Origin of the sequence: Streptomyces sp. NPDC059909 (assembly GCF_042730885.1) — a bacterium.
Lineage (GTDB): Bacteria > Actinomycetota > Actinomycetes > Streptomycetales > Streptomycetaceae > Streptomyces.
In genome coordinates this window covers 1-26,586 of the sequence record NZ_JBHWKX010000005.1, presented here as the reverse complement: position 1 = coordinate 26,586, position 26,586 = coordinate 1, and the positions used below count along the sequence as shown (strand labels likewise).

Sequence of the window (26,586 nt, the reverse complement as noted above, 5' to 3'; positions counted from 1 at the left end):
GTGCGGTGGAGGCGCCACCCGAACGATGGCTGGGGAAGAGTCATCCGCTGGGCCCGGCCCACACCGCTGGATCGTCGAACGTACTCCTTCGGTGCCTGGCGCAGTGTCACCGGCCAGGCTGGCGTTCCGTGATCTCCTGAAGTACCCAGCCGTTGCCGTCCGGGTCGCTGAAGGTGGCGTAGGAGGCATATGAGGTGCGGTCGGGGTGTGTGCCGGAAATCCGCTCCTGGCCTGCGCCGCGGTGGACGGCGTCTCCGGCCTCGTGGCCGTGGTGGAGAAGCCCTCCGGCGTCGTGGAACACCTCGCTCACCTTGACGCCGCGGCCGACGAGCTCCGCGCGGGCCTGCTCGACGTCCGAGACGATGAGGTACAGGCCCTGGGTCGAGCCGGGGGCGGCGGAGATCATTCCCTTGCCGAAGATGATCGAGCACCCGGAGCCGGGCGGCGTGAAGTGCACCAATCGGTAGTCGTCACTGAACGTGTTGTCGACGTCCAGGCGGAATCCCACCGCCTCGTAGAAACTCTTGGACCGATCGACGTCGGAGACGGGCAGCACGATGACTTCGAGCTTCAGATCCATCTTTTCACTCACCTTCATCGATTCGGGTTCCGCCTGCGTTATCAACTGAGCAGGTGAAGGGGGCACTCGATGCGTCACCAGCTCAAATAGATGGGCGCTGACGTCCCCCGTCGACGCGCCACAGCCGACGAGGCTGCAGGATGCCCAAAATTAGGCATCACCACTGGCAAGGAGGCCTCAGAAGGCGCCCTGAACGCGCCCTTCCAGCGTGCCTCCAGCGTGGCTCGTGCGCATTCTGAAGGAACGGCCCCGTCCTTCCGTTCTCGCCGGGCATAGCTCGGGCTGCAATACCGAGGCGGGTTGCGTCCTGAGGAGTGGTATAGCGGGTAACGCCCCATGGGCACTGTCAACTTGGTTGGTGAGCCGAGCACCTGGGACGATCCTCAGGTCTTCTGCGAGGTCGAGGAGCTGATGCTCGCCCGCGGGTGATCGTCTCGTACGAGACGTCCGGCAGTGGTGCGCGAAGTTCGACCCGGCCTACGCCCGCGAGCTGCGGCAGCGCCCACCCGAGGCCGGCGGCAAGTGCACCTGCCGAGGGCAGCCCACCTCAGCCACCTGAAGCGAAACGGGGAGGTGAGCAGCGGTAGTACCTTTCGCCACCTGCAGCTCCTCTTTGGGCGTGGCAAATCGGCGCTGACATCACCGTCACCTATTTGACGGGTGGCGAATCAAGTGCCAGGCCGGCACTTGCTCAACTGGGACAGATCGGGTTGCGGAGCCCGAATCCATGAAGGTGAATGGTCTCCGACATCGAAACCACCCGCGCGGAGTTCGCCATGCGGTCACCTTCAGCGACCGGACGGCAACGGCTGGGGGCTTCGGGCCATCTGCCCTATCGAACTGAAGTCATCCGGTGAAGCCGCATCTCCCGGCGGGGCTGAGAGCCTTCGGTCCCCCGGCCGGCCGGAACGGCCGAGCACCGCGGACCGCGGGGAGGTGGGCCTGGACAACCGCGGGGCGCCCTCCCCTCAGAATCCAAGCCCGCGAACCCGAGAAAGACACAGGGAACAGCTGTGAACGACACCCACCGCACCTACGACGTCGTCGTCATCGGTGCGGGCCCCGTGGGCGAGAACGTGGCCGACCGGACCCGTGCCGCGGGACTCAGTAGCGTCATCGTGGAGCGCGAGCTGCTGGGCGGCGAGTGTTCGTACTGGGCATGCGAGCCCAGTAAGGCGCTGCTGCGGCCGGTGCTGGCACGCGCCGACGCCCTCCGCGTGCCGGGACTGAGGCATGCGGTGGACAGACCCCTGGACGTGGAGGCAGTCCTCGCACACCGCGACGACATCGTCAGGCGCTGGCAGGACGACAACCACGTCGCCTGGCTGGAGTCGGTCTCTGTCGACCTCGTACGCGGCCACGGCCGCCTCGACGGTCCCCGCCAGGTGGTGGTGACCACCCCCGACGGCGAGACCGTGCGGCTCAGTGCCCGCCACGCGGTCGCTGTCTGCACCGGCACTGGCCCGGCAATGCCGGACCTCCCCCAGTTGGACTACATTCGTCCCTGGACCAACCGCGAGGCGACCAGCGCCGACCGTGTGCCCGGTCGTCTCGCCGTGGTCGGCGGCGGAGTGGTGGCCGTCGAAATGGCCACCGCCTGGCGTGCGCTCGGCGCCCAGGTGACCATGCTGGTCCGAGGCAGCGGGCTGATTCCCCGCATGGAGCCGTTCGCCGGCGAGATGGTCGCGGACGCATTGCGTGACGCGGGCGTCGACCTGCGATTCGGAGCCACCGTCACGTCCGTGACACGAGAGGGAGGGGCCGACGGGGAGGCGCACATCACCATGGCGGACGGCGGGCAGCTGACCGCCGACGAGATTCTGTTCGCGACCGGCCGGGCCCCGACTACCGGCGACATCGGCCTGGAGACCATCGGTCTCGCTCCCGGCGACTGGCTGACCGTCGACGACACCTTCCGGGTCAGCGCCGTCACGGACGGATGGCTGTACGCCGTCGGTGACGTCAACCACCGCGCCCTGCTGACGCACCAGGGCAAGTACCAGGCTCGGATTGCGGGAGCCGTGATCGCAGCCCGCGCCCACGGTGAACCGGTGGACGACAGCAAATGGGGCGCACACGTCGCGACCGCCGACAGCGAAGCCGTGCCGCAGGTGATTTTCACCGACCCCGAGGTCGCCGCCGTCGGCCTGACCACGCGGGAAGCGGAGCGCACCGGGCGCCGGGTCACGGTGGTGGACTACGACATCGCCCGTGTCGACGGCGCCGTCCAGTACGCGAAGGGATACCGCGGCAAGGCTCGCATGCTGGTCGACACCGACCGCGGCACCGTGGCCGGGGTCACCTTCGTCGGCCCAGGCGTCGCAGAACTGCTGCACTCGGCAACCATCGCGGTGACCACCGAGGCGCCGGTCGAACGACTCTGGCACGCCGTCCCCGCCTTCCCCACGATCAGCGAGGTCTGGCTACGGCTGCTGGAAACCTATCGTGGGTAGGCCAGCGGTTCGCAGTACAGCCAGAGGTCGTTCTCTCCCGTCGTTCATCCCATATGCACCGAGTCCGGCGGCCGCACCTGGCTAATCTCCCGCCCCTCGGGAGGCCGTGTCGCGTCCGACCAGTGGGGCCTCTCCGGTCACGGTGAGCGCCGTGACCAATTCCTCCAGGTCGGCTCCGAGAGGGGTGTCGCAGTCCCAGACGGCCTCGTAGGCGATCTCGACGGGTACCCCGGCCTGGAGGACGGGGCGGCAGCTCGTGTGCTCGTGTGTGATCTTGGAGCGAGGCAGGAGTGCTGCGCCCAGGCCCATCGCCGCCCACTCGTCCACCGCCCGGAAGCTGGCGGCTTCGCCAGGGTACGTGCGCAGCGCCAGGTCGTGGCTGTGGAAGAGTTCGGTGGTGAAGGTGGTCAGCCCGCAGGTGCTGGGCCCGAGGATGTAGGCGGCGTCCGCTACGGCCTTGAGTTCGACCGAGCTGTCGTCCCCGGAGGCGTCGGGGTCGATCACGACCACCGGTTCACGGGCGATGACGCGGTGCTGCAGGGTGGGCATGCCGGGCACGGCGGGGACGAGCACGATGTCCAGCCGGCCCGCCTGCAGGTCGGCGCTCAGGGGTTCGAGGTCCGCTTCCCGCAGGACAAGGTCGCGTGGACGCTCCAGGGTGCGGGCGGCCCGGAACGCCCGGGCGACGAGTTCCGCCCCGATCAGGGGTGACACACCCATGCGGATCGTTTCGGTGACCGGACTGGCCAGCCGCTGGGCCTCGGCGGCAAGCGTGTCGAGGGAACCGAGGACGTGGTCGATCAGGGGCAGGATCCTTGCGCCGTGCTCGGTGGGCTTGACCCCGCGCGGTGAGCGGTCGAAGAGCTTCACGCCGAGCTCCTCCTCCAGCCGGGCGACGCCGTTCGACAGGGCCGGTTGCGTCACCCCGTAAGCCCGTGCGGCGGCGCTGAAGGACTTCGTCCGGGAGACCGTCTGGGCGTATCGCAGCGCCTCGATGTTCACGACTCTCTCCTCCTGGCCATAGCCACCCCTTATACCCACATTCGCCCCGATCCTCTACCGGAGCCGTGTGGAGCGCCCTACAGTCTGAGGCGTTCCCCGGACATTCGGGAACCGGTCAGACACGAGGCCCCGGGCCGTCGCCCCAAGCCAACCCCCTGAGGTTCATCCGGCACTCACCCTGACGACCAATGTCCGATATGTGGAGTTTCGCACATCCCTATAACCGCGCACAGAACGCGCATCAAGGAGCACCCGCATGCCCAGCAACACGCTCGACTTCACCGGTCAGAAGGTCGTCGTCATCGGCGGAACCAGCGGTATGGGACTGGCCGTCGCCCGCCGTGTCCTCGAGGGCGGCGGCAGCGCCGTCGTCACCGGCCGGTCCGAGAAGAGTGCCACGAAGGCGGTGGCCGAGCTGGCCGAGTTCGGCAACGTCGTCGGTCTGGCCGCCGACCTGTTCGACCGCGCCGCCGTGGACCGCCTGCGCGGCACCCTGACCGAGCAGCACGCCGACGCCACCCTCCTCGTCAACGCCGCCGGGATCTTCGAGCCGAAGTCCTTCCTGGAGCACACCCAGGAGGACTACGACCGCTACCAGGCCATCACCCGGGCCTTCTACTTCGTGACCCAGACCGTCGCCGGCAACATCATCGCCCGCGGCAGCAAGGGAGCCATCGTCAACATCGGAGGCATGCTGGCGCACCAGGCCATGGCCGCCACCCCGTCCTCGGCGTACTCCGTGGCCAAGGCCGGCCTGCACTCCCTCACCCAGCACCTGGCCATGGAGCTGGCCCCGTACGGAATCCGCGTCAACACCGTGGCCCCCGCCGTGGTCCGCACCCCCATCTACGAGGCGTTCATCCCCAAGGACGAAATCGACTCCGCGCTCGACGCGTTCAACACCTTCCACCCCCTCGGCCGCGTCGGAACCCCCGACGACGTCGCTCCCACCATCGCCTTCCTCCTGTCCGACCAGGCCGACTGGGTCACCGGCGCCACCTGGGACGTCGACGGCGGCGTCCGGGCCGGACGCAACAAGTACTGACCGGCCCTCACCCCCCTTCCCTCCCCAGAGACACCCAGCCGACTGCGGGACGCCACCGCGTCCCGCACCCCCTCGGTCGACAGCACAGGAGCACCGCGTGACCTACCACGAGCACACCGACCACCAGTACGCCAAACACATACGCGCCGGCGCCCCCGAGGCCTTCAAGGCGTTCATGGCCTTCGACAACCAGGTACTGCGCGGCAGCGACAAGGTCATCCCGCCCAAGTACACCGAACTCATGGCGGTGGCCGTGGCACTGACCACCCAGTGCGCGTACTGCATCGAGGCCCACACCAAGGCCGCACACTCCGCAGACGCAACCCAGCAGGAACTGGCAGAGACCGTCATGATCGCCGCAGCGCTGCGCGCCGGCGGCGGCTACGCCCACGGCTTCATGGCCATGAAGTTCTTCGACCAGGCCACCTGACCGCGCTTCGGTCTCCCTGGAGCGAGGTTCGTGAGCGCGTCTGGAGGCCGGCTGGGACTTCGTCGCAGGCCAGGGCCGATCGGCATCGCCGTGCTCGCCACCGTGACCGTGGTGGCCTACCGCGTCGCAAGACGCCGCAGAAGCCGCCGCGTCACGCCGAGCCCGTCCAGGGTCGTGGCGTACGGCGAGGCCAAGCGGGCCTCCGATCAAGGGCCGGCACACGCTTTCACGCATTCACAGGAGTAGTGACACTCACCGGCGCCAAGGCCGCGCACCTGGCCCGCGCCGCAGTGGCAGGGCTGCCCGTGCTGCCCGGCTTCGTACTGGTGCCCACGGAGCGGGCGACCGAGGCCCCCACCGGACACAAAGCCGTGCGCGGCGCCTGGCAGGCGCTGGCCGGCGCACACGGTTCCGCGCGTGTACCTCCACTTCATGAGCAGCGAAGAACCCACCCTGGGCCGAACAACGGAGGCGAGGCGAGAGCGATGAGTGGGAGCGAACCGTGGAGCCGACGGTCGCAGATCGTCGGCCGCATCCAGGACGTGCAGTGGGTGTGCGAGTTCTTCGAGGACGAGTCCAGCCGGGGCCGCGGCTTGCACGTGGTCGGCGCGGCGACGTGTGCCCCATATCCGTCGCGCGACTGTCGTTCGACACACGAGTTCGGCACGGTCATTCGACGGCGGTGACGAGCGAAGGACACATCGCAGTAATCCGGGCCGGCCATGAAAGGCCGGACCGGATCGACACCCCGGTCGAGCTTGAGGCCGCGGTCGGCGCCGCCTACATCCTCGGGCCCCCACACTGCGGACTCCAAGATCACGCACCAGCACGCCAGTTGCCGCCCCCTGCTTCAGGCGGGCACACCCGTCGAGATCGCCTATGAGGCCGACTGGGACTGCGACACGCCCCTCGGAGCCGACCTGGAGGAATTCGTCACGGCGCTCACGGGGGCTGGAGAGGTCCCCTTGGCCGCGATCGGCACGGCGTCGAGCGGCGAGCCATAGGCACCCCTTATACCCGCATTACTCGTGATCCCCTACCGGAGCCTCGCGGAGCCGTCTACGGTGCCTTCCCGGCACTACTTGCGATTCGCAAGTCAGGGGACCTGCACCAAGGAGCGCACGTCATGCCCAGCAACACGCTCGATTTCACCGGGCAGGAGGTCTCGTCTTCGGCGGTACCAGCGGTATCGGGCCGGCCGTCGCCCGCCGTGTCCTCGAGGCGGCGGCAGCGCCGTCGTCACCGGCCGGTCCGAGGCCGGCGCCACTCTCCGCATGTGCCCTCGCCGAGCATGGTGAGTCGCCCTGGCCCAGGGTGGCGGACTTGCTGCTCCGGTGGCCGGTCGGACGGTAGACGTTCCGTCGCAGCAGGCTTCGGCGCTGCCCCTTTCCGAAGAACGCGGTGCCAGTGCGGCCTCGTCAGGGCCGAGCCAATGCAGTTGCGCCGTCCGCCGGTGCACCCGCGAACAGGCCGCGACGCCGGTCACTGCCGGCCGGACCATCTACGCGAAGACGATCAAAACTGAATAGTTGCTTAACGTGGCAATTTTTTTTATCGATGTGGTTGATCTATCAACTACCCCAATCAACCGAAGAGTTCACCATGGGAACTGACACCGCGACCGCGACGGACACCGCCTTCGCATCGCACCACTCGACCGGCCGAACACATCGCTCACAAGGAACCGGGCCGCTCTCCCACCGCACAGGTACATCCATGCAGCCCTTCAGCGGCGCGTCCGCGGTCACGGGCATCGGGCGACTCCTGGCGCCGCAGCGTCTCACCCGATGCGCCGCTCGTATCCGAACCGGCGTCTACCGCACCGTTGTTGAGCTCGGGCGGAAACCGTTGAAATCCACCCTGCGTGCCCCACATACGCGGTCGGTCGCCGTGAAACGGACGTTGCGTCACGCAGGCACGGGAGCGGCGGCGCTCGCCCTCCTTTACGCGGCCCTCATCGCGCTCTTCCCCGGCGACCGAAACCACCTCGGCCTGCTGGAGTTGGCGCACGCCTTCTCACAGATCCACGCCATCGCCCCCTTGGCCCTGATGGCACTGACCCTGCTCTGGCTGGCCCACCGGCATACCGCGGTCTACGCCCGCGCGGCCATCGCGTTGCTGCTGTCCGTCACGGCCGGCCTCGTCTTCGCCGAAACCGTGTCCGTGCGCGGGCTGCCGACGCCCGAGGGGTCTGTCGTCCGTGACTACGTGGCGTTGCCCGGAGCCCTCGCGGGTTGGTACCTGCTGATGGGACTGGCACTGGCCGCCGGCCTGTCGGCCGTGCGGGCGCGCATCGCCGTGATGGTGGTGGCTCTGTCCGCGGTGGCGACGTCCGTGCTGACCGCCGACCACCAGATGCACGGCGCGGCATGGGCCGCGGGTGTGCCTCTTGTGGCGTGGTACGTGGCAGGACGTGTCCAGCGGCCCCGGACACGCGGTCGCGGGCCTGCGGACGCCTGGGAGCCCGAAGGCCGGGTCGTGCCGTTCCGGCCTCGTGACGCGGCGACGCGGCAACGGCCGGCCACCGTCTCCGTACCGCTGCGGAAGACGGGCTGACGACCTTGGACATCGATGGTTTCATCGAGGCGGCCGGATGGTGGTCCTACGCTGTCGTGTTCGCCGCGACAGCCAGTGAGACCAGCGCCTTCATCGGGCTGCTGGTCCCCGGGGAGACCGTCATCCTCCTCGCATCCGCCATCGCGGGCCGAGGCGACCTCAACGTCCTGATCCTGGCCGCCGCCGTCGTGACCGGAGGAATCACCGGCGACAACCTCGGCTACGCGCTTGGCCGTCGGTGCGCGCGTCATCCCGGCAGACGGCGCTCACGCAGGGCCGACCGCCATCACCGGCACGGACGGGCCCAGGCCTTCCTGGTGCGTCACGGTGGCGCGGCGGTGTTCACCGGCCGGTTCATCGGTTTCGTGCGGACCTTCCTTCCCTACGCCGCCGGCGCGTCGGGCATGCCGTACCGCCGCTTCTTCGTCCACAGCACCGCCGCATCGCTGGTCTGGGGCATCGGCAATGTGCTGTTCGGCTACTTCGCCGGGGCGGCCGCCATCGAGTTCCTGCACTCGGCCGGGCCGATCGGCATCGCCGTGCTCGCCACCGTGACCGTGGTGGCCTACGGCGTCGCAAAGCTCCGCAGACGCCGCGGACGCCGCCTCGTCGCGCCGACCCCGTCCAGGGTCGTGGCGTACGGCGAGGCCAAGCGGGCCTCCGATCAAGGGCCGGCACACGCTTTCACTCATTCACAGGAGTAGTGACCCATGTCAATCGACGATCTCGAGCTGGCGGTCGTACCGCTGGACGCCCCTGAGGCCCAGGACCCGAACCTCACCGGCGCCAAGGCCGCGCACCTGGCCCGCGCCGCCGTGGCAGGGCTGCCCGTGCTGCCCGGCTTCGTACTGGTGCCCGCGGACCGGGCACCCGAGGCCCCCACCGGACACAAAGCCGTGCGCGGCGCCTGGCAGGCGCTGGCCGGCGCACACGCTTCCGCGCGTGCGCTCGTCGTGCGCTCCTCCTCCGTGTACGAGGACACCGAGTACTCGTCGATGGCGGGCCGCTTCGAGTCGGTGCTGGACGCACGGGGCTGGGAGGAGTTCACCGCGGCGGTGAGCACCGTGCTCGGTTCCGCCCGGCGGGTGCGGCCCCTGCGGCAGTCCCCGAATGCCCTGCCGGGCGACGGGATGGCCGTGCTCGTCCAGCCCATGCTCAGGTCGGCCGTGGGAGGCGTGATGTTCGGGGCCGACCCGGTCGAGGGGCGTACCGACCGCATCCTGGTCAGCGCGGTACGCGGCGGCCCGGACCAACTGGTCGACGGCAGTACCCAAGGAGTGCGCTACCAGCTGACCAGGCGTGGCCGGCTCGTGCGGGCCGAACCGGCCGAAGCCCGCGACGACCGGCTGCTCCCGCACCGGCGGACCGCACCTCTGGTGGCGCTGGCCAAGAAGACCGAGCGGGTCTTCGGCAGCCCGCAGGACATGGAGTTCGGCTTCGACGCCCAGGAGCGGCTATGGCTTTTCCAGGCTCGGCCCATCACGGCCATGGCCACGCGCCCGCCGCGCGGCGCACGGCTGCTGGGCCCCGGCCCGGTCGCCGAAACCCTCCCTTCCGTTCTCCAGCCGCTGGAGGAGGATCTGTGGGTGACGCCGATGTCCCACGGGCTGACCGTGGCCCTTGACGTCGCCGGAGCGGCATCCCGGCGCCGGCTGCGCAAGGTGCCGGTGGTGACCACCGTGCAGGGTCGTGCCGTGGCCGATCTGCGGCTGTTGGGTGCGGTGCCCTCCCGCCATCCGTTCCTCGAGCGCCTCAATCCCGCGCCGGGGGCGCGCCGTGCCGCGGCGGCATGGCGAGTGGGCAGGCTGCGCAGGGCTCTCCCGCTGCTGGCGGTCGACCTGATGGCGGATGTGGATCGCGCGCTGGCCGACTTCCCGCCGCCTCGGGAGATGCTCAGCGGGCAGTTGCTGGACGCGGTCGGCTGGGGCCGCAAGGTGCTGTCGGCCCTGCACGCCCAGGAGTCGCTCGCCGGTGCGCTGCTCGACGGGGGACGTGGCGCCACGGCCGCGGGAGAGGCGCTCGCGGAGCTGGCCGAGGGCCGCGCCCGGGGACTGCAGGATGAGGAACTGGTGCAACGCCACCCCGTTCTGCTGGCTCTGCTGCCGCCCACGCTGGCCGACCGCGCACCTCTGCCTGCGCCAATCGGGCGCACCGCGTTGCCGCGCGGTGTGGGAGCGCTGCCGGTGCGTGAGGGGTTGCGACTGCGCGTCCGCTGGGTGCAGGAGATGCAGGCCCGGATGGTGAGGGAACTGGCGCGCCGGCTCGGCGTGGGTGCCTGCGAACTCGGCCTGTCCCGCCTGGTGTTGCTGCGCTGGGAGGAACTCGTGCGGGTGGCACGGGGTGACGGGCTTCCGGCCGACTTCGCCGAACGGGTGCCGCGTACGGACACCGGTGTGCTGCCGGACGAGTTCCGTCTGGCGGCCGGCGTTCCCGTGGCCGAGCCCAAGTCCGGTCCCCGTACGCCGGGGCAGGGGTCCGGCGGCGGCTTCGGCACCGGCACGGCCTGGGACGGCCAGGGTGAGCGCCCCGACCGCCCGGTGCTGGTGGTCCGCTTCCTGGATCCCGCACTGGCTCCCCTGCTCCCGGACGTGGCCGGGCTCGTGGCGGAGACCGGCAGCCCCCTGTCCCACCTGGCCCTCCTCGCTCGCGAATACCGCATTCCCACCGCGGTCGGCGTACCGGGAGCGACCGAGCGCTTCCCCACCGGCACGCCCCTGGCCGTCGACGGCGGGACGGGCGCGGTGACCGTGCGCGACCTCCCCCGGGCCGCCTCCCTCCCGGTTCAGGCACGACAGGAGTCGGCAAGGTGACGACCATCCGGCTCGCCGGTTACACCGTCGGCGGACTGTCCGCCGCCTATGCCGGCTACTACACGGTGCTCTACCTGACCAGATGGGAATGGCAGCGGGCCCTGATCTCCGCGGTCCTGCTCGTCATCGTCGAGGTCTTCCTCGCCACGGTCCTGCTGTTCACCCGTTTCACCCGGCTGGAGAACCGGCTGGAGGAGTCCGAGGCCCGCGCGGAGGATGTGCGCAGCCGACTCGAGCAGACCAGGACGCCCACCCGACACCGCTTCGCCTGGCTCGCCTCCACCGGTCCGGATGCGCTGAACGGCACGCAGCGCACCTTCGTGTTCGTGCCCGTACTGATGGTCGCGGGCGCGGTCCTCTCCGGAATCGCGATGGTCATCCAGAAGATCGCCGGCGCGAGCGCCGGGCCGGGCGCGGAGCGCCGACTGGCCGCACGCCTGACGGCCCTGACGGCACCACCGGTCCACGAAACGGTCTCGTTGGAGGAGCGCCCGGCCGTGGCCCCCGCCCGCCCGGGACGCAGAGCACTCACCGTGACGGTGGCCGCGGCGAGTCTGCCCCTCACCCTGGTCCTGTGGTCCGTACTCGCGGACGCGACCCAGACCCGCCCCGAGCGCACGCCCGACGCGTCGAGTACGACCCTGGTCTTCGAAGTCGCGACCCAGGGGGAACAGGACTCCGAAGTCGTCCAGCTCGCTGCCGACGACCTCTGGGAGACCTGCCGCCGCTCCACAGCCGCCCGGAACGACAAGGCCGGCCTCCAGCGGATGGGCGACCACCTCTTCGCCGGCGTCGTCAGTCCCGCCCTGCCCCCACACGACGTGATGCGTCTGCGTGGCTGCATCGAGGACGCGAACACACACCGCACGAGCGCGGTCGTCCTGGACTGACCCGTCGCTGCGACACACAACCCGGTTTCCACTTACTTGCTCGGAGAACCATATGAAAATACTTGCTTCGCGCAGCAACTCACTTCCGGATCTCCGCCGCAGCAGAGCGCCGAGAGCTGAGGAGCGGATGGGCGGGGGCGACTCGAGGACAGGTTCGCCGTCGTGGCCGGCGCCGGGCCACATCGGCGGCAAGCCCGGCCTCCGCACCGATGTCGTGGCCCCCGGCGTGATCCTCACCGGCGCGCTCGCGTCCACCACGAAGGAGTTCCGGGAGCAGATCCCCGCGTTGGTGCGCTCGTGGCGGTTGGAGCGTGCCGAGGACATCGCCGCCATGCTGGCCTTCCTCTTCTCCGGCGGTGGCAGCTACGTCAACGAACAGTCCCCGCTGCTGAATGGCGGTCGCAGCACATCACCTGAGACCAAAGCCGGGGAGGGGACGACCGACGGACCGGGCCCCTCCCTGATGTCGCGCTTCTCGCACATCCCCACGACCGTCCGACCTCCACTCAGGAGCAGCGAAGAACCCACCCTGGGAAAGGAAGTCATGGCTACATCCATCACCGACATTCAGGCCGACCACTTCTGGTCGGCGAATTTCCTCCCCGGCCCGGGCACCGGCCGGCATCGGGGCCCGCGCGCCGAGGACGATCGCTGCACGCCCGGAATCGAAACCTCTGCGGGGCACGGCCGTCACCGCAGAACCGCTCCCGGCCCCCTGATTCAGCCGGCGCAAGTCCTCCACGGTCACAGCCACGAACCCGCACAACCGCAAACCCGGGACGAAGGCGCGGGCTCCGGATGGCAGCACCACATCTCCCTTGGGCTCGCAGCAGTCGAGACTTTCCCACGGCACGAGGAAGCACCGAACGCATGGGCCGCTCGGGGACAGCAACTGACCGAACCGATCGCAGAGGAAACCATCTCCGACGACTTCATGGTGGTCGGACAAGCTCGTGCGGCATGAGGTGACACCCGGCCAGACCGTGACCGGGGTGCACGGCGCTCAGGACCTCGACACGCGGCACGGCGGGCCGCGTGTCGAGCGCGATCGACCCGAATCAGGGACCCTCCCTAGACGAATGAGTCCGACGTCGGGGCCGGTGCGCGAGCTTGAAGAGAGGGCGCTCAAGATCATGTTGTGACGCAAGACCTGAACACCCTCTTGACCGCGCTGTACGTGAAGATCGACGACGAGATCGGAGGGACCCGGTGGATGGGACGGCCGCCACTGCTGACCGACTCCGAGCTCGTCTGCCTTGCCGTGGCGCAAGCCCGCCCGCCGGACTGCTCGGCATCGCCACGGCGGCCACCTGTTTCGGGGTTCTCGGCAGGCTCAGGGGTAGAGGCCGGCCCGGAAGGCGAACGAGACGAGTTGCGCTCGATCACGTGCGCCGACCTTCGTCATGGCCCGCACCGCATGCGTCTTCACGGTGAACGGCGACACGGACATCTGGGCCGCGATCTCGTCGTTGCCGAGACCGCTCGCGACGAGAACGACCACGTCCCGCTCCCTGGGTGTCAGAGCGTCGAAGCGTTGCAGCAGTTCCTGGTCGATCACCGGGGGCGGACTGTCGGTCATATGACCGATGAGCGCGGCCGTCGCGGCGGCCGACAGCGCACCACCACCGCCAACGACCTCGGTGATTCCGGCGACGAGTTCAGCGGGGCTCACCGTCTTGCTCAGGAAACCGTTGGCGCCCGCGCGAAGGGCGGCGAGAACGATGTCGTCCTGGTCAAAAGTGGTCAGCACGATCACCCGCATCTTTTCGGGTGGGTGCTCTTTGCGGATCCGGCGGGTGGCTTCGACACCGTCGATGCCGGGCATCCGGATGTCCATCAGGACCAGGTCGACGGGGTGGTCCCGGAGGAAGGGGACGACCTGGAGTCCATCGGAGAGATCACCCGCAACAACGAGACTTGGGTCGAGCCGGAGCATCGCTTTGATGCCGGCCCTTATCTCGTCCTGGTCGTCGACGATCAGAATCCGAGTCATCAGACGACGGCTCCCAGGGGGCTGAACTCCGCATGGACCCGGAATCGCCCGTCGTCACTGTCGATCGTCAGCCGCCCGCTGGAGGACTCGACGCGTTCGCGCATCCCCACGAGTCCGAGTCCGCTGCCCAAGCCGGAGCCGCGCAGTGAGTGACCGACGCGGTTCTCCACGGTGACGCAGATCCTGCCGTCGCGCTCGCGCACATCCACCGTTGCCGCCCCCTCTCCATGCCGGTAGGCATTCGTGAGTGCTTCCTGAACGACCCGGTAGACCGTCACGCCGACGCTGGGCTCCACGAAACCGGCGGGGATGTCGATGGAGGGATGAACGTCGAGGCCGATGCTCTCGAAAGAGGCGATAAGGCCTTCCAGGCCGCTGAGCGCCGGGGTCGGCCGGAGCGCCTCGTCGTCGGAGATGTCGTCTCCGAGGCGGAGGAGCGCGAGGATCCGTTGCGTTTCGACGACGACGGTGCGGGCGCTGGACCTGGCTGAGACGAGGGCCTGCCGGGAGGACTCGGCGTCTTCGGGCAGCCCGATCTCCGCGGCACCGAGATGCAGGCTCAGCATCGCGACCTGGTGGCCGATGACGTCGTGGAGGTCCCGGGCGATGCGGAGTCGTTCCTCGGTCACCCGTCGGGTGGCTTCGATCTCGCGGGTGGCGATGGCGCTTTCAGCCCGTTCCTCCAGGGTGCGCCAGTGCTCTCGATGGATGCGCAGCGCGGCCCCTGTCGAACCTCCTGCTATGGCTGAGAAGAGTGCGGCGGCTCCCACGATCGCGCCGCCACGGAATCCTCCCAGCGTCATGAACGCCCCCAGGAAGAACGCCGCCACGATGCCGGTTCCGGCCAGCGGCTGCTTCCCCCTGAGGGTGACCGAGAACAGCACGAGCACCGCCATCATCCACACCGACAGGGGGTCGTGGCCCACCGCTGTGACGGCAAAGGACGCCGCGCTCGTCACGACCAGTCCTGCCCACGGCCTCCACCATGAGAGGGCGACACCGCCACCGGCGAGGAGCACGGAGAGGGCCGTCGGCCAATCCGACCCTCGCAGGATCACTGCCGCGATCTGGCCGGTGAACACCAGCGCGGCCACCGAATAGGCGACGAGGGGCAGCGCCTCGGGGCGGCGGACCCACAGGGGTGCCACGGGCCCGTCCTGATTGTTCTGCGCCTTGACCATGACCTGATTCTCGTCCACGTGTGCTGCGGCCGTGTACTTCGAATGATGTAGACGGCGAGCCCGGTCCGGGCGATGGGGACGGCAGAACTCATTCGATTCGACGTGGATGGCAGAACTACTTCGTTCGAAGTACACGGCCCCTCCCGAGGCCGCTGAGACTCCTCATCGAGGCGACCGTCTCACACCATCACGATCACAAAACGGGACACCCGATGACTCAGACCACCGTGACTTCGAGCACGACCACGACCACGACGACGACCTCCGGGCTCCGATCGCTCTACCTGATCCGAGTCGCCTTCTCCCTGATCTGGGTGGCACTCGTCGTCACGACCTCCGCCTCGCTCGTGTCGACGGACAAGCCCACAGTGATCGCGGCCGTGCTGCTCGTCATCTACCCCCTGTGGGACGTCATCGCCACGCTCCTCGAGCGTCGCATGGCTGGCACCGGCTCCACGGACCGCGTCGGTACCACCAACATGGCTCTTGGCCTCGCCACCACCGCCGGGATGATCATCGCCGTCTTCTCCACCATCGGGACGGCGCTGCTCGTGTTCGGCATCTGGGCCCTCCTTTCCGGAGCGATCCAGCTCGTCGTGGCGATCCGGCGCCGACGCACCGTCGGTGCCCAGTGGCCCATGGTCATCAGCGGCGGACTGTCCGTCCTCGCCGGTGCCTCCTTCGCTGCCATGTCCGCCTCGGCGACGAGCAGCCTCTCCACCGTCGCCGGATACTCAGCCTTCGGTGCCTTGTGGTTCCTTGTCTCCGTCATCGCCCTGAGCATCCGCAGCCAACGCGAAAAGCGTTGACCACCGCCGTCGGAGCCACCGCTTCTCCCGGAGGCGCGGCGTCTTCCGCAAACTCGGCGTCGAGCAGATCGACCTGCTGATCCTGCGGCCCGCGCCGGACCGCTTCGAGAAGACCATCGCCGCGTACAAGGCTCTCAAGGCGCTGCTTGCCAACGGTGATCAGTGGTCGTACGCGATCAGGGATCGGGTGACCGGGGCGCTGGTCCTGCCGTTGTGCCAAATCGCCGCGGTCATCGCGAGGATGCGCTGGGCGACCCGGATGGCGACGCCCTCGAAGGTCCGGCCGCCGTGTTGTTCCAGGTCGAGCCGGCCTTTGAGGGAGTCGTTGACAAATTCGATGAGCTGGCGGACCTTCTTGAGCATGGGTTCGCCATAGCGGGCCTTCTCCCGCTTGCGGGACGGCCGCAGTAGCTCGATGCCCTGCCCGGCGAGGTCCTGCTCGAACACCTTGCCCGCGAAGCCCTTGTCCGAGATGAGCAGGATGCCCTCGCGTTCGGCGACGAGGCCGGCGTCGGTCTCCAGCATCGAGGCCAGGACTTCGCGTTCGCCGATCTTCGGGTTGGCCAGCGCCCACACGATGGGCATGCCGGTCGGGGTGCAGACCAGATAGAGGCGCAGGCCCCAGAAGAATCGCGAGTGGGAGGCGCAGTAGCCGTACCCGGCCCACCCAGCGAGGTCCGAACGTTGGACCGTCGGGCGGGACATCCCGCACGGCACTGGCGTGGAGTCGACGATCCTTTGTGGTGTCCGGCGAAGGCCCGGGAACATCAGTTCCAGGTTGCGTGCGTCGCAGTCGGCTCCGTACGGCGCCACAGGACGGGAACCTGACATCTGATCACTCTTGAACTCGCTTGACTGTGCAAGTAAATTGCACGCGTGAGTGATGCTGATCCGCTGAACGTCGACGAAGAACGTTTCTGGCGCGCCCTGATGCGCGTCATAATCGCCCTCCCGCGTTCGCTGGACGAAGACCTGCTGCGGTCCACGGGCCTGTCGCTCACCGATTACATCGTCCTCGTGAACCTCTCCGAGGCTGAGAACCAGGAGCTGCGGATGATGGACCTCGCCGCGGCCTGCGCCCTGTCGGCGAGTCGGATCACCCGGATCGTGGAGACGCTTCAAGCTCGGGGGCAGGTGGTCAAGCGGCGCCATGAAGGCGACGGCCGTGGCCTTGTGGCCTCGCTGACCCCGGAGGGGCTGAAACGTCTCCGGGCTGCTTACCCCGTTCATCTGGCGAGTGCCCGCAAGCGGGTCGTTGACCAGCTCGACGGACGGTCCCTGCCCGCTCTGGTCAGGCAGTTCGAAGCCGTGGTGAAAAGACTCGACTGAATCAGGCAGTTGACGGCCGCGTCTCGGTCCAGCCGACAATCAGTCTGCGCTCGGCGAAGAACCACGCGCCGTCCTGCTTGAGGACAACCCGAGAAGCGGAAGACCGCCTGCGTCCTGAGTCGGAGATTCGTCGTTGAATCTCAATGGCCTGTCAAGTGCCGTAGGAGACGGGAACTCAGCCGCTGGCCGGCGCGGGCATTGGGGTAAGTGCAGGGACGATGGTCCCGGAGTATCGCCCACAGCACGTCGACGCGGCGCCGGGCGAGGGCCAGGACGGCCCGGACGTGATGCAGTCCTCGTTTGCGCAGGTAGAAGTCTCTGGAGGGACCGGGGTACATCATGGCGCTCTGCGCGGACAGGTGGAAGACCCAACGCAGGCGACGGTCGTACCGTTTGGACCGGCGCAGGTTGCCGGTCCGGCGTCAGGAGTAGCGCGGTACCGGGGCCAGGCCGGCGTGCGCGGCCAGGCGGCCGGCGTCGCGGTAGGAGGTCAGGTCCCCGGCGATGGCGACGAACTCGGCGCCCAGGATGGTGCCCACGCCGGGCAGCGACTCGATGGTCTCCGCACGGTAGTCGGTGAGGAAGGTGTCCCTGATCTCCTTGTCCTTGGCAGCGATCCGCTCGTCCAGTGCGAGGAGCTGGTGTGCCGGCTCTGCCAGGAGGCTCGCGGCGCGGGCTTCGCCCGGCAGGGCGGTGTGCTGCCGGACCGCTGCCTCTACGGCTTTCTCCGCCAGTCGCTGGGGGCTGCGGACCCTTTGCCGTCCACGATCAGCACGGTGTCCTTGCGGAACCCTGCACTATCCCGCACATGGGGAATCCCGAGGCCTCAGTGGGCGATAGCCCGCCCCTGGGGGAACTTGTCATGACCGCCGTCAGGTGACGACAGCGCCTGAGGGGAAGCAACCCTGCCAGACACGGCGAACACCCCGGGGCAGAAGCCGGCGGGAGCCCGTGCACGCCGTCTCTGGGTTCGATGGTGGTTCATTATCGGCCGGGCCGGACAAGCAGGAACCCGGACGGCTGTCGCACGAGCCCCCGCTCAATGACGCGCCTTCTCATGCACACCGGAATGGATCGACAATGGCTTCAGCCGGCGGAAGGGGCTCCCTGGGGGTGAGGGTCAGTGCCTCCATCACGAGTTCTAGGTAGCGGTTCCATCCTTCGCTTTGCCGGCTGAACGTGGGCAGTACGCTCAGGAGCATGAGAAGGAGGCGCAACGTATCTTTCTCTGGGTCAAGGTCGGGTCGCAGGGAACTCTGCTCCTGGCCGCGCTGGATCAATCGGCTTACCGGGCCGAGAAACGACTGTGCTATTTCCAGTGTCATCCCCACCGGAAAAGCAATCCGCTCATGAGCCGACGTCCTCATAGCCGCCTCAAAAGCAATGCGTAGCCCTGTGCGCGGGTCTGCTTCGGCCTCTGCCCTTGTCAGAGCCGGTGCGACATCCGTCGCGAAAATATCCCAGATAACGCCTCGCACCAGGTCGTCCCGAGTCGGGAATCGACGATAAAGAGTGGCGATTCCGAGACCTGCGGCTCTGGCGATATCGTCTGCGGAAGCCTGCGGGTTCTCCCTGAGTACCGCGCGACCGGCATCAAGAATGCGCCGAGCGTTCCGGGATGCGTCACGGCGCAGCGTCGGCTGCTTTACCCCAGGGATATTTGACGAATCGCTCAGCCCAGACATGACTGACAGATTAGCAGAGTGCCACACCGAAGCCGCGGCCTCGACGCCGCCGTTCCCCTGTCCGGGAATGGGACAGGGAGGAACCGTGCGCCGGGCCGCTGCTTGAGGCACCGTGCTGGCTCAGGGTGTCAGTAACGGAAATTGCTCGGGAGGTTCGCCTCGCTGCACAGCACCTCACCATCGGGGGAGCCGACCGCCTGAGCCGCCTGCGCCGTGACCACAATCGGCCACTGCGTCTCCACCATGACCATCATCCCCTCGAACTTCTCCGGCACGAGGTCGGCCTGAGTGGCAGCCTCCCAGACGGGTTCTCCCATCCCGTGCGAGGTCATCATGTTGGTCAGCGTGCTTATGCCCTGCAGGTAGCCGCCCGGATTCGGCGCCTCCTCGATCACGCCGACCCACTCGGTGCTCACGTTGCGGTGGTACCACGGGGGCCGGAAGGTGTTCTCTGCGACCGACCATACGGAAGGCACGATGAGGAAGTCGATGTTGGGCAGGCCCGGTGTGCTGGTCACCGAAGTGAGCGCCGTCAGCATCGAAGGATCCGGGTGGTCGAAGCTGACCGTGCCCAGAGCCTGGAAGTCACGGAGCTTGTAGACGTAGGGGACGCTGTTCCCGTGCCACGCCACGACGTCCAGCGGAGAGTGGTCGTAGGTGGCGCTCCAGAGATTTCCGGCGACCTTGTGGATCACCTCGAACGGCCGCTCTTCATCGTCATAGGCGGCAACGGGGGCACGGAAATCGCGGGCGTTCGCCAGTCCCGTGGCGCCGATGAGGCCGAGTTCCGGGAGGGCGAACGGCGTGCCGAAGTTCTCGCACACGTACCCGCGGACGAACGCCGGGGCGTCTTCCTGGCCGGCGGCGCCCATGATCTCGACGCGGAACTTGATGCCACGGGGTATCAGGGCGACCGAGCCGGGCTCCACGCTCAGCAGACCGAGTTCGGTGTGGATGAGCAGACCGCCCAGCTCGGGCATGATCAGCAATTCGCCGTCAGCATTGCTGAACACGCGATCGGTCATGGACGTGTCGGCCGTGTAGAGGTGGATCGCCATGCCGCTACGCAGGGCGGGATCACCGTTGCCGCCCACGGTCCACAGGCCCGAGACGAAATCGGTTCCTGCCGCAGGCGCCGGCCTCGGCGCCCAGAACAGCAGCCTCGGCTCTACGGGAGTCTCCGTGAACGGCGGCGTGAGCAGGGTCGGGTGATCGATGCGATGGAAAGGCGGGTGCACGATCGACGGACGGATGCGGTAGAGCCAGGTCCGGCGAGTGATCGGCCGGAGTTCGGTGAACGCCGTGCCGGACAGCAGCTCCGTGTACAAGCCGTGTGCAGGGCGCTGAGGGTTGTTGCGTCCCTCCGGCAGCGTCCCCGCCAGGGCCTCACTGCTGTGCTCGTTGCCGAAACCAGTGGAGTAGCTCAGCGATGCCGCCCTCTTGCGGGCCCGTTCCCGCACCTGAGCCTCTGCCTTGATCCCCTCAGGGGTGATCGTCATTTCCAGATCCTTCCGCGTTGAGCTTTGCCCGATACGTCCCGCCGTGCGGGCGTTGTGATGTTCGTGGCACCCGTAGTCGTAGATCAAGTTGCCGACTCGCAGCCCCGCCGGGTGACCCGACCGCAAACTGATATCGGTCTATCACTTGCCCCGCCGAAGCGCAACTGATATACCTCTATCAGCTGCGGGGGCCCGGGCTTTGCCTGGTCATCGGAGGAGACCACTTGGTCTTCCGAAACAGGAGCCGCTTTGCGGGATCGACACACGGGGCGGGCATCCGACTGCCATGCGCCGCCTCAAGTCGCTCTCCACCCCTAGGGCATGGAATTGTCCTGAATTAATCGCACCCACAAGGCGACAGGTCGGCAGGGAAAATATTTCCTCCTGCTGACTGCTTCACGATCCCGGCATTCGACGGAGGCATCGGACGGAATGGATAACATGCGCATCGCTGTGCTTGACGATTACCAGCACGTGGCAAGGAAGTTTGCCGACTGGGATTCCCTGAAAGCCCACGTGGAGGTATTCCACGGGCCTCTTCCTGACGCGGACGAAGTTGTAGCGCAGCTGGCCGATTTCGATGTGGTGGTGGCGATGCGAGAGCGTACGCCGTTCCCGGCCGATGTACTGCGGCGACTCAGTCAGCTGAAGCTGCTCGTCACCACCGGGATGGGCAACGCCGCCATCGACATCCCAGCCGCCAACGCACAGGGCATCGTGGTGTGCGGTACGGACTACCCCCGTTTCTCGGCCGCGCCTGAGCTCACCTGGGCTCTGATCCTCGCTGCGGCCAAGAACATTCCCGGCGAGACGCAGCTGGTACGCGAAGGCGGGTGGCAACTGGGCGTCGGCTCCGACCTGGAGGGCAAGACGCTTGGTTTGCTGGGACTCGGCAGGATCGGATCCAGGGTGGCCCGGGTGGGCCAGGCGTTCGGCATGAAGACAGTCGCCTGGAGCCAGAACCTCACAGCCGAGAAGGCCGCGGAACACGGTGTGACCGCTGTGTCCAAGCAGGAGCTGTTCACCAGCTCCGATGTGCTGTCGGTCCACCTGCTTCTCAGCGACCGCACCCGCGGCCTCGTCGGAGCGACCGAACTTTCCTCCATGAAACCGACGGCTGTGCTGGTCAACACCTCGCGAGGACCCATCGTGGACGAAGACGCACTGGTCGGCGCCTTGCAGGCGCGACGGATCGGCGGTGCAGCGCTCGACGTGTTCGACGTCGAGCCCCTGCCGGCACGCCACGTACTGCGCAGCCTGGACAACGCCGTCGTCACCCCGCACATCGGCTACGTGACGGAAGGCAACTACGAGACCTTCTACAAAGAGGCCGTCGAGGACATCGCAGCGTTCGCCGCCGGCACGCCGATCCGCGTCCTTAGGTGACACGTCCGGGCTCATCCGGCCCCGGTCAGACAACACGGCGATCCCCTCCCTTTCAGACGACAGAAACACCCACCGAGTTCAACTACAGAAAGGTCTTTCCATGAGTGACAGGCATGAAATCACCGAACTTCTTGCACGGTATGGGCAGGCACTCGAAGAACGTGACGGAGAAGCCCTCGCGGAATTGTTCGCCCCGGATGGGGAATTCCAGATATTCAGCCGGTACGGCCGAGACGACTACGTCGCACACGGCGCGGACGTGATCGGCCGCGCCACTATCCGCGCCATGATGCAGAACAGCTCCCTGCCTGCCGGGCGCGGCATGCATTACCTCACCACCGACCACATCGTGGAAATCACCGGGGACACGGCGCGAATGCGCGCCCAGTTTGTGGTAGTGGAGTCCAATGCCGACGCTCGGCCCGAACCTGACAACGGCTGGCCCTTCGGATTCAACATGGTGCACGGGGGGCTGGCAATCACCATGATCGGCCGCTATGACTCCCACCTGGTCAGGACCGAGGACGGCTGGGCGTTTTCGCTCCATCAGGTGAAGCACAATCTCCCGATGACGCTGCCGCCGAAGAAGTAATTCTCGCGGTGAATCCCATCCGAACATATCAGCTCCATGGCATGACAAGGCGAATAGCTTTCGCGGCCGCCTGCGGCCCGCGAAGAAGACTGAACACAGGGCGGAGAGAAATGGCTGTCTGGGAAGTTGTCCAGCTTACGGTCGCGCAGGGCAGTGAAGACGATTTCGAGTCCGTTTTCCGATCGCAGTTGCCGATCCTTGAAGAGGCCGACGGTTGTTTGGACCTACAACTGCTCCGCGCCGTCGACCGGGAAGGCGTGTTCCTGCTCCTTGTCCTGTGGCAGTCGATGGAGCACCACACCGATGTGTTCGTGAAGACCGAGGGATTCACCAGGTTCTCCACCGCGGTGGCGCCCTTCTTCACCGCACCGCCCACCCCATTCCACGCGATCACCGTGATCGATGGTCTCTGAACAGCCGCCATCCCACCCGATCAGTCAAGTAATGCGCGGAGAGAAATAATGAGTGCATCGCAGTCAACACCTTCTGATGGGTCGCTGACCGGTGACTTCCGTGACGGGCCCTTCGTGGGCCTGGGCTATCAGACGTCTACCCATGAGGGCGTGACCGACGAGGCGGGGAGGTTCTTCTATCAGGCCGGCGAGACGGTGACCTTCTTCATCGGCAGCCTGGTCATCGGCACCGCGGCTGCGGCTGCGCATCTGACGCTGGCGAGTCTGCGTGACAGCGCCGCGGCGGGGGATCCGGATCCCACGCTCCCGGGAACAGTCAATCGTGCGCGCTTCGTGCAGAGCCTGGGACGGGAGGCAGACCTACGCAGCGGCGTGACGATCGACAAGACCGTCCGCGACGTGGTCAGCCTCCATGCCGAAGACATTTCGTTCGAGCGCGACGCGGAGTCCTTCGCGACGTCGGACGCCGTCCGCGCGGTATTCAGCGGTCTCGGGCTCCGCTTCCGAGGATCTGCTGAGGCACGCAACCACCTGCGGCGTGCTCTTGCGGGCATCAAGCTCTTCCGGGACGTCAAGGTCCCCACCCGCGACGGGAGCTATCTCCTGGCAGACGTCTTCCGCCCCCTGGAGGCCGGTTCCTACCCGGTCCTCATGCGGCTGGGGATCTACGGTAGAGCGTTCGAGACGGGGTCGGCCTTCAGTGAGGCAGACCACGCTGCGAGTGAGGAGAAGGAAGCCGCTTGGTTCGAGAAGAGCACCGACGGCATCCCCCCGTATTTCCGGTACTCGGAAAACGCGGTCAGCGCAAACGCCGGCACGTGGGTACCGCGTGGGTATGTCGTCGTCCGAGTGGACGGCCGCGGAGTGGGCAACACACCGGGAACGCTGAATCCCTTCTCGAGGCAGGAAGCACTCGACTACTACGACGCCATCCAATGGGCTGCCGAACAGTCCTGGAGCAATGGCAACGTCGGACTCTACGGCGGCTCGTACAACGCAACCATCCAGTGGAACGTCGCTGCTCTGCAGCCGCCCGCTCTCAAAGCGATTGCTCCCCTTTCATCGGACTCGGACGCCTATCGCGACCTGGCGTATCCGGGAGGCATCCTCCTCAAGAACTACCGCCGCTGGTGGTGGGAGGAGATGGTGGGCAAGGCGCGAGGCCGGAACGCTGACGCCGTAGACTTTATTGATGAGTTGGCCAGCCACCCGTGGGACGACGATTACTACGCGGGAGAGGGGCTCCTGTCGGCTGATTTCGCCGGCATCGACATCCCCGTCCTCACGGCGGTGAGCCAGACCTTGATGATTCACTCGCGCGCCGGTTTCGAAGCGTTCTCACAGCTGTCGTCGCCTTTCAAACAACTGCTGGTCCTGGACGCCGGTTACAGCTCGTACATGTATGAGGACTGCCGGCCCGAACTGGAAACGTTCTTCGACCGGTTCCTCAAGGGAGCGGAGCCGGCCCGGGAGCCGTCGCCTGTCCGCATGATCATGCGGACAGGCGACGGAGGCTTCGAATGGCGTGACGCAGCCACCTGGCCGGTTCCCGGCACGGAATACCGCAAACTCTACCTCGACACTGGTAACGGACACGGACACGGAACCATCACTCCGCAGCTGCCCGAGCACATGGGAACTGCTGAGTATTCCGCCGATGTGCGGGCTGCGGCCCCCGGGCTGCCGATGGCGGTGTTCGAATCAGCCCCCTTCGACGAGGACCTCGAGTTGGCGGGTCATTTCCGGGCCGTCTTGTGGGTCGCGTCTTCGTCGGCCGACGCCGACTTCTTCGTCGCGCTACGCGTCATGGACGGTCAGCGAGAAGTCACCTACCAGACGCGCGACCCTGAATCGGTTGCCCCGCTCACCTGGGGATGCCTCAAGGCCTCGCACCGGGTTCTTGATCCCGAACGTTCCACCACCGAGCGCCCCTGGCACACGCACCGACGCGAAGACGCCCTGCCTCTACTGCCCGGCAAAGTCGTCAAGTTGGAGGTCGAAATGATGGCGGCCACCGGACGCATCGCGGCAGGACATCACCTGCGCATTGAGATTTCACCCGCTGAGGGCCGCGGGGCCACCCCAGGCTGGGAACGTGACTACGACGACTCCTATCACCATGAAGCCGTCAACCGCGTTTTCACGGGTCGCCTGCTCCCCAGCTCGATCACTCTCCCCGTAGTCCCCCGCCAGGCCCCCTAGGCGGGCAGCGGTCCAAGCCGGCCTGCGTCCCTTCCCTGCGGCGCAGTCGCACGGAAGGACACCCCAATCCAGCGCTCGGACTCATCGCTTTGGATACGGCGGGACAGCAGACGTTCGCCATCCGCGTCGATCACTACCGGATGGTGGTGTGTCTTGCCGATGTCTACTCCGGCCCAGATCTCGGGCACGGTCACCTCGGCGAGTTCCCCATCCAGAACCAAGCAGACGACCTCTCCGACGTCGTCCTGTGCAGCGATCGAGTCGCGTCTCCCGATCGGCGGCCGGGGCGTCACGGGTCCCCGGCGGCCATGTCCTTCAAGCCATCCAGCGGCTCGCCCGTGGCAGCCATACCCCGGGCCCCTGAGCCGCGTCGATCTTACGAATGACCAGTTCAGACCCGCATCGATAGATAGGACCCTCATGTACGTCACCGCCGCCGTTCTCAGCGTGCTCCTCGCCCTTGTGACGCTGGCCGCGGGTGCACCCAAGGCGGTGCTCAAGGGCGATGTCTCGGCCGCTCTGCAGTCGCATATGGGGCTGAGTGCGAGGGTCGTCCGCCTCGTCGGCCTGGCCGAGGTCTCCGCAACGGCGGGCCTGGTCGTCGGGCTCTTCTGGCAGCCTCTGGGCATCGCGGCGGCCATCGGCTTCGCCCTCACCATGATCGGCGCCGTGGGCTACCACGTCCAGGTCGGCGACTACGCCAACCCCGAGACCCGGGGGAACGCCATGGCCGCGGTCATTCTCATCCCAGTCTCCGCGGCCACCGCCGCGGCGCTCGCTCTGGCCATGTGACCCGCGTCGGACCGCCCACGCGACACGGCTCGCCCCGACCCGTCCCGGTCAGGACGCGTCCTCGTCCAGCTTCTCCACCACGCGCTCGGAGATCTGAGCCAGCACCCGCAGCTCCGCCGGCGTGACATGGTCGAGGAACAGAGCGCGCACCGCCTCTACGTGACGCGGGGCAGCGGCCTCGATCATCGCGCGCCCCGCGTCCGTCATCACCACGAAGGCGCCGCGCCCGTCCTCGGGACACTCTTCCCGCACCACCAGCCCACGCGTGACCATACGGGAGATGTGGTGGGAGATCCGACTCTTCTCCCATTCCAACGCACGGGAAAGATCCAGAAACCGCTGCCGCCCATCCGGAGCGTCCGTCAGCTCGACCAGCACTGCGAAGTCCGCGACCGAGACATTGGACTCCGTCTGCAACAAGCGTGACAACCGGCCCCGGAGCCTCTCCTGAAGGCGGACGAAGCTGCGCCACGCGTGCTGCTCCTCGGGCGTCAACCACCGCACCGTTTCTTCCATGGAGAAAGTGTAGACTAGTTGACACTTCACCAAACTGCCCCGGGGTCTTCGGCGACGCGATCGCCCCTACCCCGCCCCGGCCCCACCTGAGGGTCGCCACGACTCCGGAGGCGCGGCACGGCCTTGTCCTGCCCTGACTTTCTCGGGTCGCGCCTCCGGGCCCACCTGCCGCCGGGGCGTCCGTCGGACTGGCATGTCACGACACTGGGCCATTCAGTGCCCTCCGAATGTCAAAGTCGGATAACGGAGTTCGTGGTTTTTTCACCAAGTGTTCCCGACTTGTCATCGTAGGTCGATATGTGACAGGTCATCAAGTGATCCCGGGGAGACCTCCCCCTGACCGGCGGGCCAACCGACGGGCTCAGGGCACGGACGCGGTGCCCACCCACCCCTCCTCAACCAGGAGTGGCCACCCTCAACTGA

The 26,586-nt window shown here is 67.4% G+C and carries 23 protein-coding genes and 3 pseudogenes; 16 read left to right on the top strand and 10 right to left on the bottom strand.

From position 1 onward, the window contains the following. Positions 1 to 106 precede the first annotated feature (106 nt). Complete coding sequence (locus ACFV9O_RS06235) at positions 107 to 580, bottom strand: VOC family protein (protein ID WP_385412987.1); 474 nt, start codon at positions 578 to 580, stop codon at positions 107 to 109. A 1,013-nt stretch (positions 581 to 1,593) separates the two neighbouring features. On the opposite strand from ACFV9O_RS06235, the gene ACFV9O_RS06230 reads away from it, so the two are divergent. Continuing rightward, positions 1,594 to 3,033, top strand: coding sequence for a dihydrolipoyl dehydrogenase family protein (locus ACFV9O_RS06230; RefSeq protein ID WP_385412984.1), 1,440 nt, complete (start codon positions 1,594 to 1,596; stop codon positions 3,031 to 3,033). 81 nt (positions 3,034 to 3,114) lie between these two features. Here ACFV9O_RS06230 and ACFV9O_RS06225 read toward each other — a convergent pair whose 3' ends face one another. Continuing rightward, positions 3,115 to 4,035 (bottom strand): LysR family transcriptional regulator, encoded by a 921-nt coding sequence (locus ACFV9O_RS06225; RefSeq protein WP_385412982.1) that lies wholly within the window; start codon positions 4,033 to 4,035, stop codon positions 3,115 to 3,117. A gap of 256 nt (positions 4,036 to 4,291) precedes the next feature. Here ACFV9O_RS06225 and ACFV9O_RS06220 point away from each other — a divergent pair, with 256 nt between their 5' ends. The 8 genes from ACFV9O_RS06220 to ACFV9O_RS06185 all read left to right on the top strand — a co-directional run bounded on the left by ACFV9O_RS06220 (position 4,292) and on the right by ACFV9O_RS06185 (position 12,730). Further along, entirely contained in the window at positions 4,292 to 5,080 is a 789-nt protein-coding gene (locus ACFV9O_RS06220) for an SDR family NAD(P)-dependent oxidoreductase (RefSeq protein ID WP_385412980.1), read from the top strand. A gap of 97 nt (positions 5,081 to 5,177) precedes the next feature. Next, the gene (locus ACFV9O_RS06215) at positions 5,178 to 5,510 is read left to right on the top strand and encodes a carboxymuconolactone decarboxylase family protein (RefSeq protein WP_385412977.1); all 333 of its coding nucleotides are present in this window, start codon (positions 5,178 to 5,180) and stop codon (positions 5,508 to 5,510) included. Between the two features lie 245 nt (positions 5,511 to 5,755). Then, the gene (locus ACFV9O_RS06210) at positions 5,756 to 6,196 is read left to right on the top strand and encodes a hypothetical protein (RefSeq protein ID WP_385412975.1); all 441 of its coding nucleotides are present in this window, start codon (positions 5,756 to 5,758) and stop codon (positions 6,194 to 6,196) included. 1,216 nt (positions 6,197 to 7,412) lie between these two features. Further along, entirely contained in the window at positions 7,413 to 8,066 is a 654-nt protein-coding gene (locus ACFV9O_RS06205; RefSeq protein ID WP_385412972.1) for a hypothetical protein, read from the top strand. A 5-nt stretch (positions 8,067 to 8,071) separates the two neighbouring features. Next, positions 8,072 to 8,770: a DedA family protein gene (locus ACFV9O_RS06200; protein WP_385412969.1), complete on the top strand. Its 699-nt coding sequence runs from the start codon at positions 8,072 to 8,074 to the stop codon at positions 8,768 to 8,770. A gap of 6 nt (positions 8,771 to 8,776) precedes the next feature. Beyond that, positions 8,777 to 10,876, top strand: coding sequence for a PEP/pyruvate-binding domain-containing protein (locus tag ACFV9O_RS06195; RefSeq protein ID WP_385412966.1), 2,100 nt, complete (start codon positions 8,777 to 8,779; stop codon positions 10,874 to 10,876). Continuing rightward, the gene (locus ACFV9O_RS06190) at positions 10,873 to 11,766 is read left to right on the top strand and encodes a hypothetical protein (protein WP_385412964.1); all 894 of its coding nucleotides are present in this window, start codon (positions 10,873 to 10,875) and stop codon (positions 11,764 to 11,766) included. The genes ACFV9O_RS06195 and ACFV9O_RS06190 overlap by 4 nt, the downstream gene beginning before the upstream one ends. 127 nt (positions 11,767 to 11,893) lie before the next feature. Beyond that, complete coding sequence (locus ACFV9O_RS06185) at positions 11,894 to 12,730, top strand: hypothetical protein (protein WP_385412961.1); 837 nt, start codon at positions 11,894 to 11,896, stop codon at positions 12,728 to 12,730. Positions 12,731 to 13,099: 369 nt separating this feature from the next. Here ACFV9O_RS06185 and ACFV9O_RS06180 read toward each other — a convergent pair whose 3' ends face one another. Both ACFV9O_RS06180 and ACFV9O_RS06175 read right to left on the bottom strand, forming a co-directional pair. After that, complete coding sequence (locus ACFV9O_RS06180; RefSeq protein ID WP_385412958.1) at positions 13,100 to 13,759, bottom strand: response regulator; 660 nt, start codon at positions 13,757 to 13,759, stop codon at positions 13,100 to 13,102. Then, positions 13,759 to 15,075: a histidine kinase gene (locus tag ACFV9O_RS06175; protein WP_385412955.1), complete on the bottom strand. Its 1,317-nt coding sequence runs from the start codon at positions 15,073 to 15,075 to the stop codon at positions 13,759 to 13,761. Before ACFV9O_RS06175 ends, ACFV9O_RS06180 begins: the two co-directional genes overlap by 1 nt. A gap of 77 nt (positions 15,076 to 15,152) precedes the next feature. On the opposite strand from ACFV9O_RS06175, the gene ACFV9O_RS06170 reads away from it, so the two are divergent. Then, positions 15,153 to 15,749 (top strand): DUF308 domain-containing protein, encoded by a 597-nt coding sequence (locus ACFV9O_RS06170; RefSeq protein ID WP_385412952.1) that lies wholly within the window; start codon positions 15,153 to 15,155, stop codon positions 15,747 to 15,749. 159 nt (positions 15,750 to 15,908) lie between these two features. On the opposite strand, the pseudogene ACFV9O_RS06165 reads toward ACFV9O_RS06170, so the two are convergent. Beyond that, a pseudogene (locus tag ACFV9O_RS06165) lies at positions 15,909 to 16,487 on the bottom strand (IS982 family transposase); the annotation flags it as partial. Positions 16,488 to 16,625: 138 nt separating this feature from the next. Here ACFV9O_RS06165 and ACFV9O_RS06160 point away from each other — a divergent pair. Further along, complete coding sequence (locus ACFV9O_RS06160) at positions 16,626 to 17,078, top strand: MarR family winged helix-turn-helix transcriptional regulator (protein WP_385412950.1); 453 nt, start codon at positions 16,626 to 16,628, stop codon at positions 17,076 to 17,078. Between the two features lie 140 nt (positions 17,079 to 17,218). On the opposite strand, the pseudogene ACFV9O_RS06155 reads toward ACFV9O_RS06160, so the two are convergent. The 3 genes and pseudogenes from ACFV9O_RS06155 to ACFV9O_RS06145 all read right to left on the bottom strand — a co-directional run. Continuing rightward, positions 17,219 to 17,842: pseudogene (locus tag ACFV9O_RS06155) on the bottom strand (transposase); the annotation flags it as partial. Between the two features lie 291 nt (positions 17,843 to 18,133). Beyond that, positions 18,134 to 18,763 (bottom strand): TetR/AcrR family transcriptional regulator, encoded by a 630-nt coding sequence (locus ACFV9O_RS06150; protein ID WP_385412947.1) that lies wholly within the window; start codon positions 18,761 to 18,763, stop codon positions 18,134 to 18,136. Between the two features lie 128 nt (positions 18,764 to 18,891). After that, on the bottom strand, positions 18,892 to 20,262 hold the full coding sequence (locus tag ACFV9O_RS06145; RefSeq protein WP_385413270.1) for a homogentisate 1,2-dioxygenase: 1,371 nt from the start codon (positions 20,260 to 20,262) through the stop codon (positions 18,892 to 18,894). A 441-nt stretch (positions 20,263 to 20,703) separates the two neighbouring features. Here ACFV9O_RS06145 and ACFV9O_RS06140 point away from each other — a divergent pair, with 441 nt between their 5' ends. The 4 genes from ACFV9O_RS06140 to ACFV9O_RS06125 all read left to right on the top strand — a co-directional run bounded on the left by ACFV9O_RS06140 (position 20,704) and on the right by ACFV9O_RS06125 (position 24,855). Next, positions 20,704 to 21,648 (top strand): D-2-hydroxyacid dehydrogenase family protein, encoded by a 945-nt coding sequence (locus ACFV9O_RS06140; protein WP_385412945.1) that lies wholly within the window; start codon positions 20,704 to 20,706, stop codon positions 21,646 to 21,648. Positions 21,649 to 21,748: 100 nt separating this feature from the next. After that, entirely contained in the window at positions 21,749 to 22,240 is a 492-nt protein-coding gene (locus tag ACFV9O_RS06135) for a nuclear transport factor 2 family protein (protein ID WP_385412943.1), read from the top strand. 110 nt (positions 22,241 to 22,350) lie between these two features. After that, on the top strand, positions 22,351 to 22,653 hold the full coding sequence (locus ACFV9O_RS06130; protein WP_385412942.1) for an antibiotic biosynthesis monooxygenase family protein: 303 nt from the start codon (positions 22,351 to 22,353) through the stop codon (positions 22,651 to 22,653). A gap of 48 nt (positions 22,654 to 22,701) precedes the next feature. After that, positions 22,702 to 24,855, top strand: a complete 2,154-nt coding sequence (locus ACFV9O_RS06125) for a CocE/NonD family hydrolase (protein ID WP_385412940.1) — start codon at positions 22,702 to 22,704, stop codon at positions 24,853 to 24,855. 74 nt (positions 24,856 to 24,929) lie between these two features. Here the strand turns inward: ACFV9O_RS06125 and ACFV9O_RS06120 are convergent. Next, positions 24,930 to 25,043, bottom strand: a pseudogene (locus ACFV9O_RS06120) (transposase); the annotation flags it as partial. 232 nt (positions 25,044 to 25,275) lie between these two features. Between ACFV9O_RS06120 and ACFV9O_RS06115 the strand changes: the two are divergent. Further along, complete coding sequence (locus ACFV9O_RS06115) at positions 25,276 to 25,647, top strand: DoxX family protein (RefSeq protein ID WP_385412938.1); 372 nt, start codon at positions 25,276 to 25,278, stop codon at positions 25,645 to 25,647. 48 nt (positions 25,648 to 25,695) lie between these two features. Here the strand turns inward: ACFV9O_RS06115 and ACFV9O_RS06110 are convergent, their stop codons facing one another. After that, positions 25,696 to 26,163: a MarR family winged helix-turn-helix transcriptional regulator gene (locus tag ACFV9O_RS06110; RefSeq protein ID WP_385412935.1), complete on the bottom strand. Its 468-nt coding sequence runs from the start codon at positions 26,161 to 26,163 to the stop codon at positions 25,696 to 25,698. Positions 26,164 to 26,586: the final 423 nt, after the last annotated feature.

Excerpts from the sequence above, each read along its gene's own strand:
- ACFV9O_RS06235 (WP_385412987.1), bottom strand. The coding sequence starts at position 580 with ATGGATCTGAAGCTCGAAGTCATCGTGCTGCCCGTCTCCGACGTCGAT.
- ACFV9O_RS06220 (WP_385412980.1), top strand. The coding sequence starts at position 4,292 with ATGCCCAGCAACACGCTCGACTTCACCGGTCAGAAGGTCGTCGTCATC.
- ACFV9O_RS06195 (WP_385412966.1), top strand. The coding sequence starts at position 8,777 with ATGTCAATCGACGATCTCGAGCTGGCGGTCGTACCGCTGGACGCCCCT.
- ACFV9O_RS06185 (WP_385412961.1), top strand. The coding sequence starts at position 11,894 with ATGGGCGGGGGCGACTCGAGGACAGGTTCGCCGTCGTGGCCGGCGCCG.
- ACFV9O_RS06180 (WP_385412958.1), bottom strand. The coding sequence starts at position 13,759 with ATGACTCGGATTCTGATCGTCGACGACCAGGACGAGATAAGGGCCGGC.
- ACFV9O_RS06170 (WP_385412952.1), top strand. The coding sequence starts at position 15,153 with ATGACTCAGACCACCGTGACTTCGAGCACGACCACGACCACGACGACG.
- ACFV9O_RS06150 (WP_385412947.1), bottom strand. The coding sequence starts at position 18,763 with ATGTCTGGGCTGAGCGATTCGTCAAATATCCCTGGGGTAAAGCAGCCG.
- ACFV9O_RS06145 (WP_385413270.1), bottom strand. The coding sequence starts at position 20,262 with ATGACGATCACCCCTGAGGGGATCAAGGCAGAGGCTCAGGTGCGGGAA.
- ACFV9O_RS06140 (WP_385412945.1), top strand. The coding sequence starts at position 20,704 with ATGCGCATCGCTGTGCTTGACGATTACCAGCACGTGGCAAGGAAGTTT.
- ACFV9O_RS06135 (WP_385412943.1), top strand. The coding sequence starts at position 21,749 with ATGAGTGACAGGCATGAAATCACCGAACTTCTTGCACGGTATGGGCAG.
- ACFV9O_RS06130 (WP_385412942.1), top strand. The coding sequence starts at position 22,351 with ATGGCTGTCTGGGAAGTTGTCCAGCTTACGGTCGCGCAGGGCAGTGAA.
- ACFV9O_RS06125 (WP_385412940.1), top strand. The coding sequence starts at position 22,702 with ATGAGTGCATCGCAGTCAACACCTTCTGATGGGTCGCTGACCGGTGAC.
- ACFV9O_RS06115 (WP_385412938.1), top strand. The coding sequence starts at position 25,276 with ATGTACGTCACCGCCGCCGTTCTCAGCGTGCTCCTCGCCCTTGTGACG.
- ACFV9O_RS06110 (WP_385412935.1), bottom strand. The coding sequence starts at position 26,163 with ATGGAAGAAACGGTGCGGTGGTTGACGCCCGAGGAGCAGCACGCGTGG.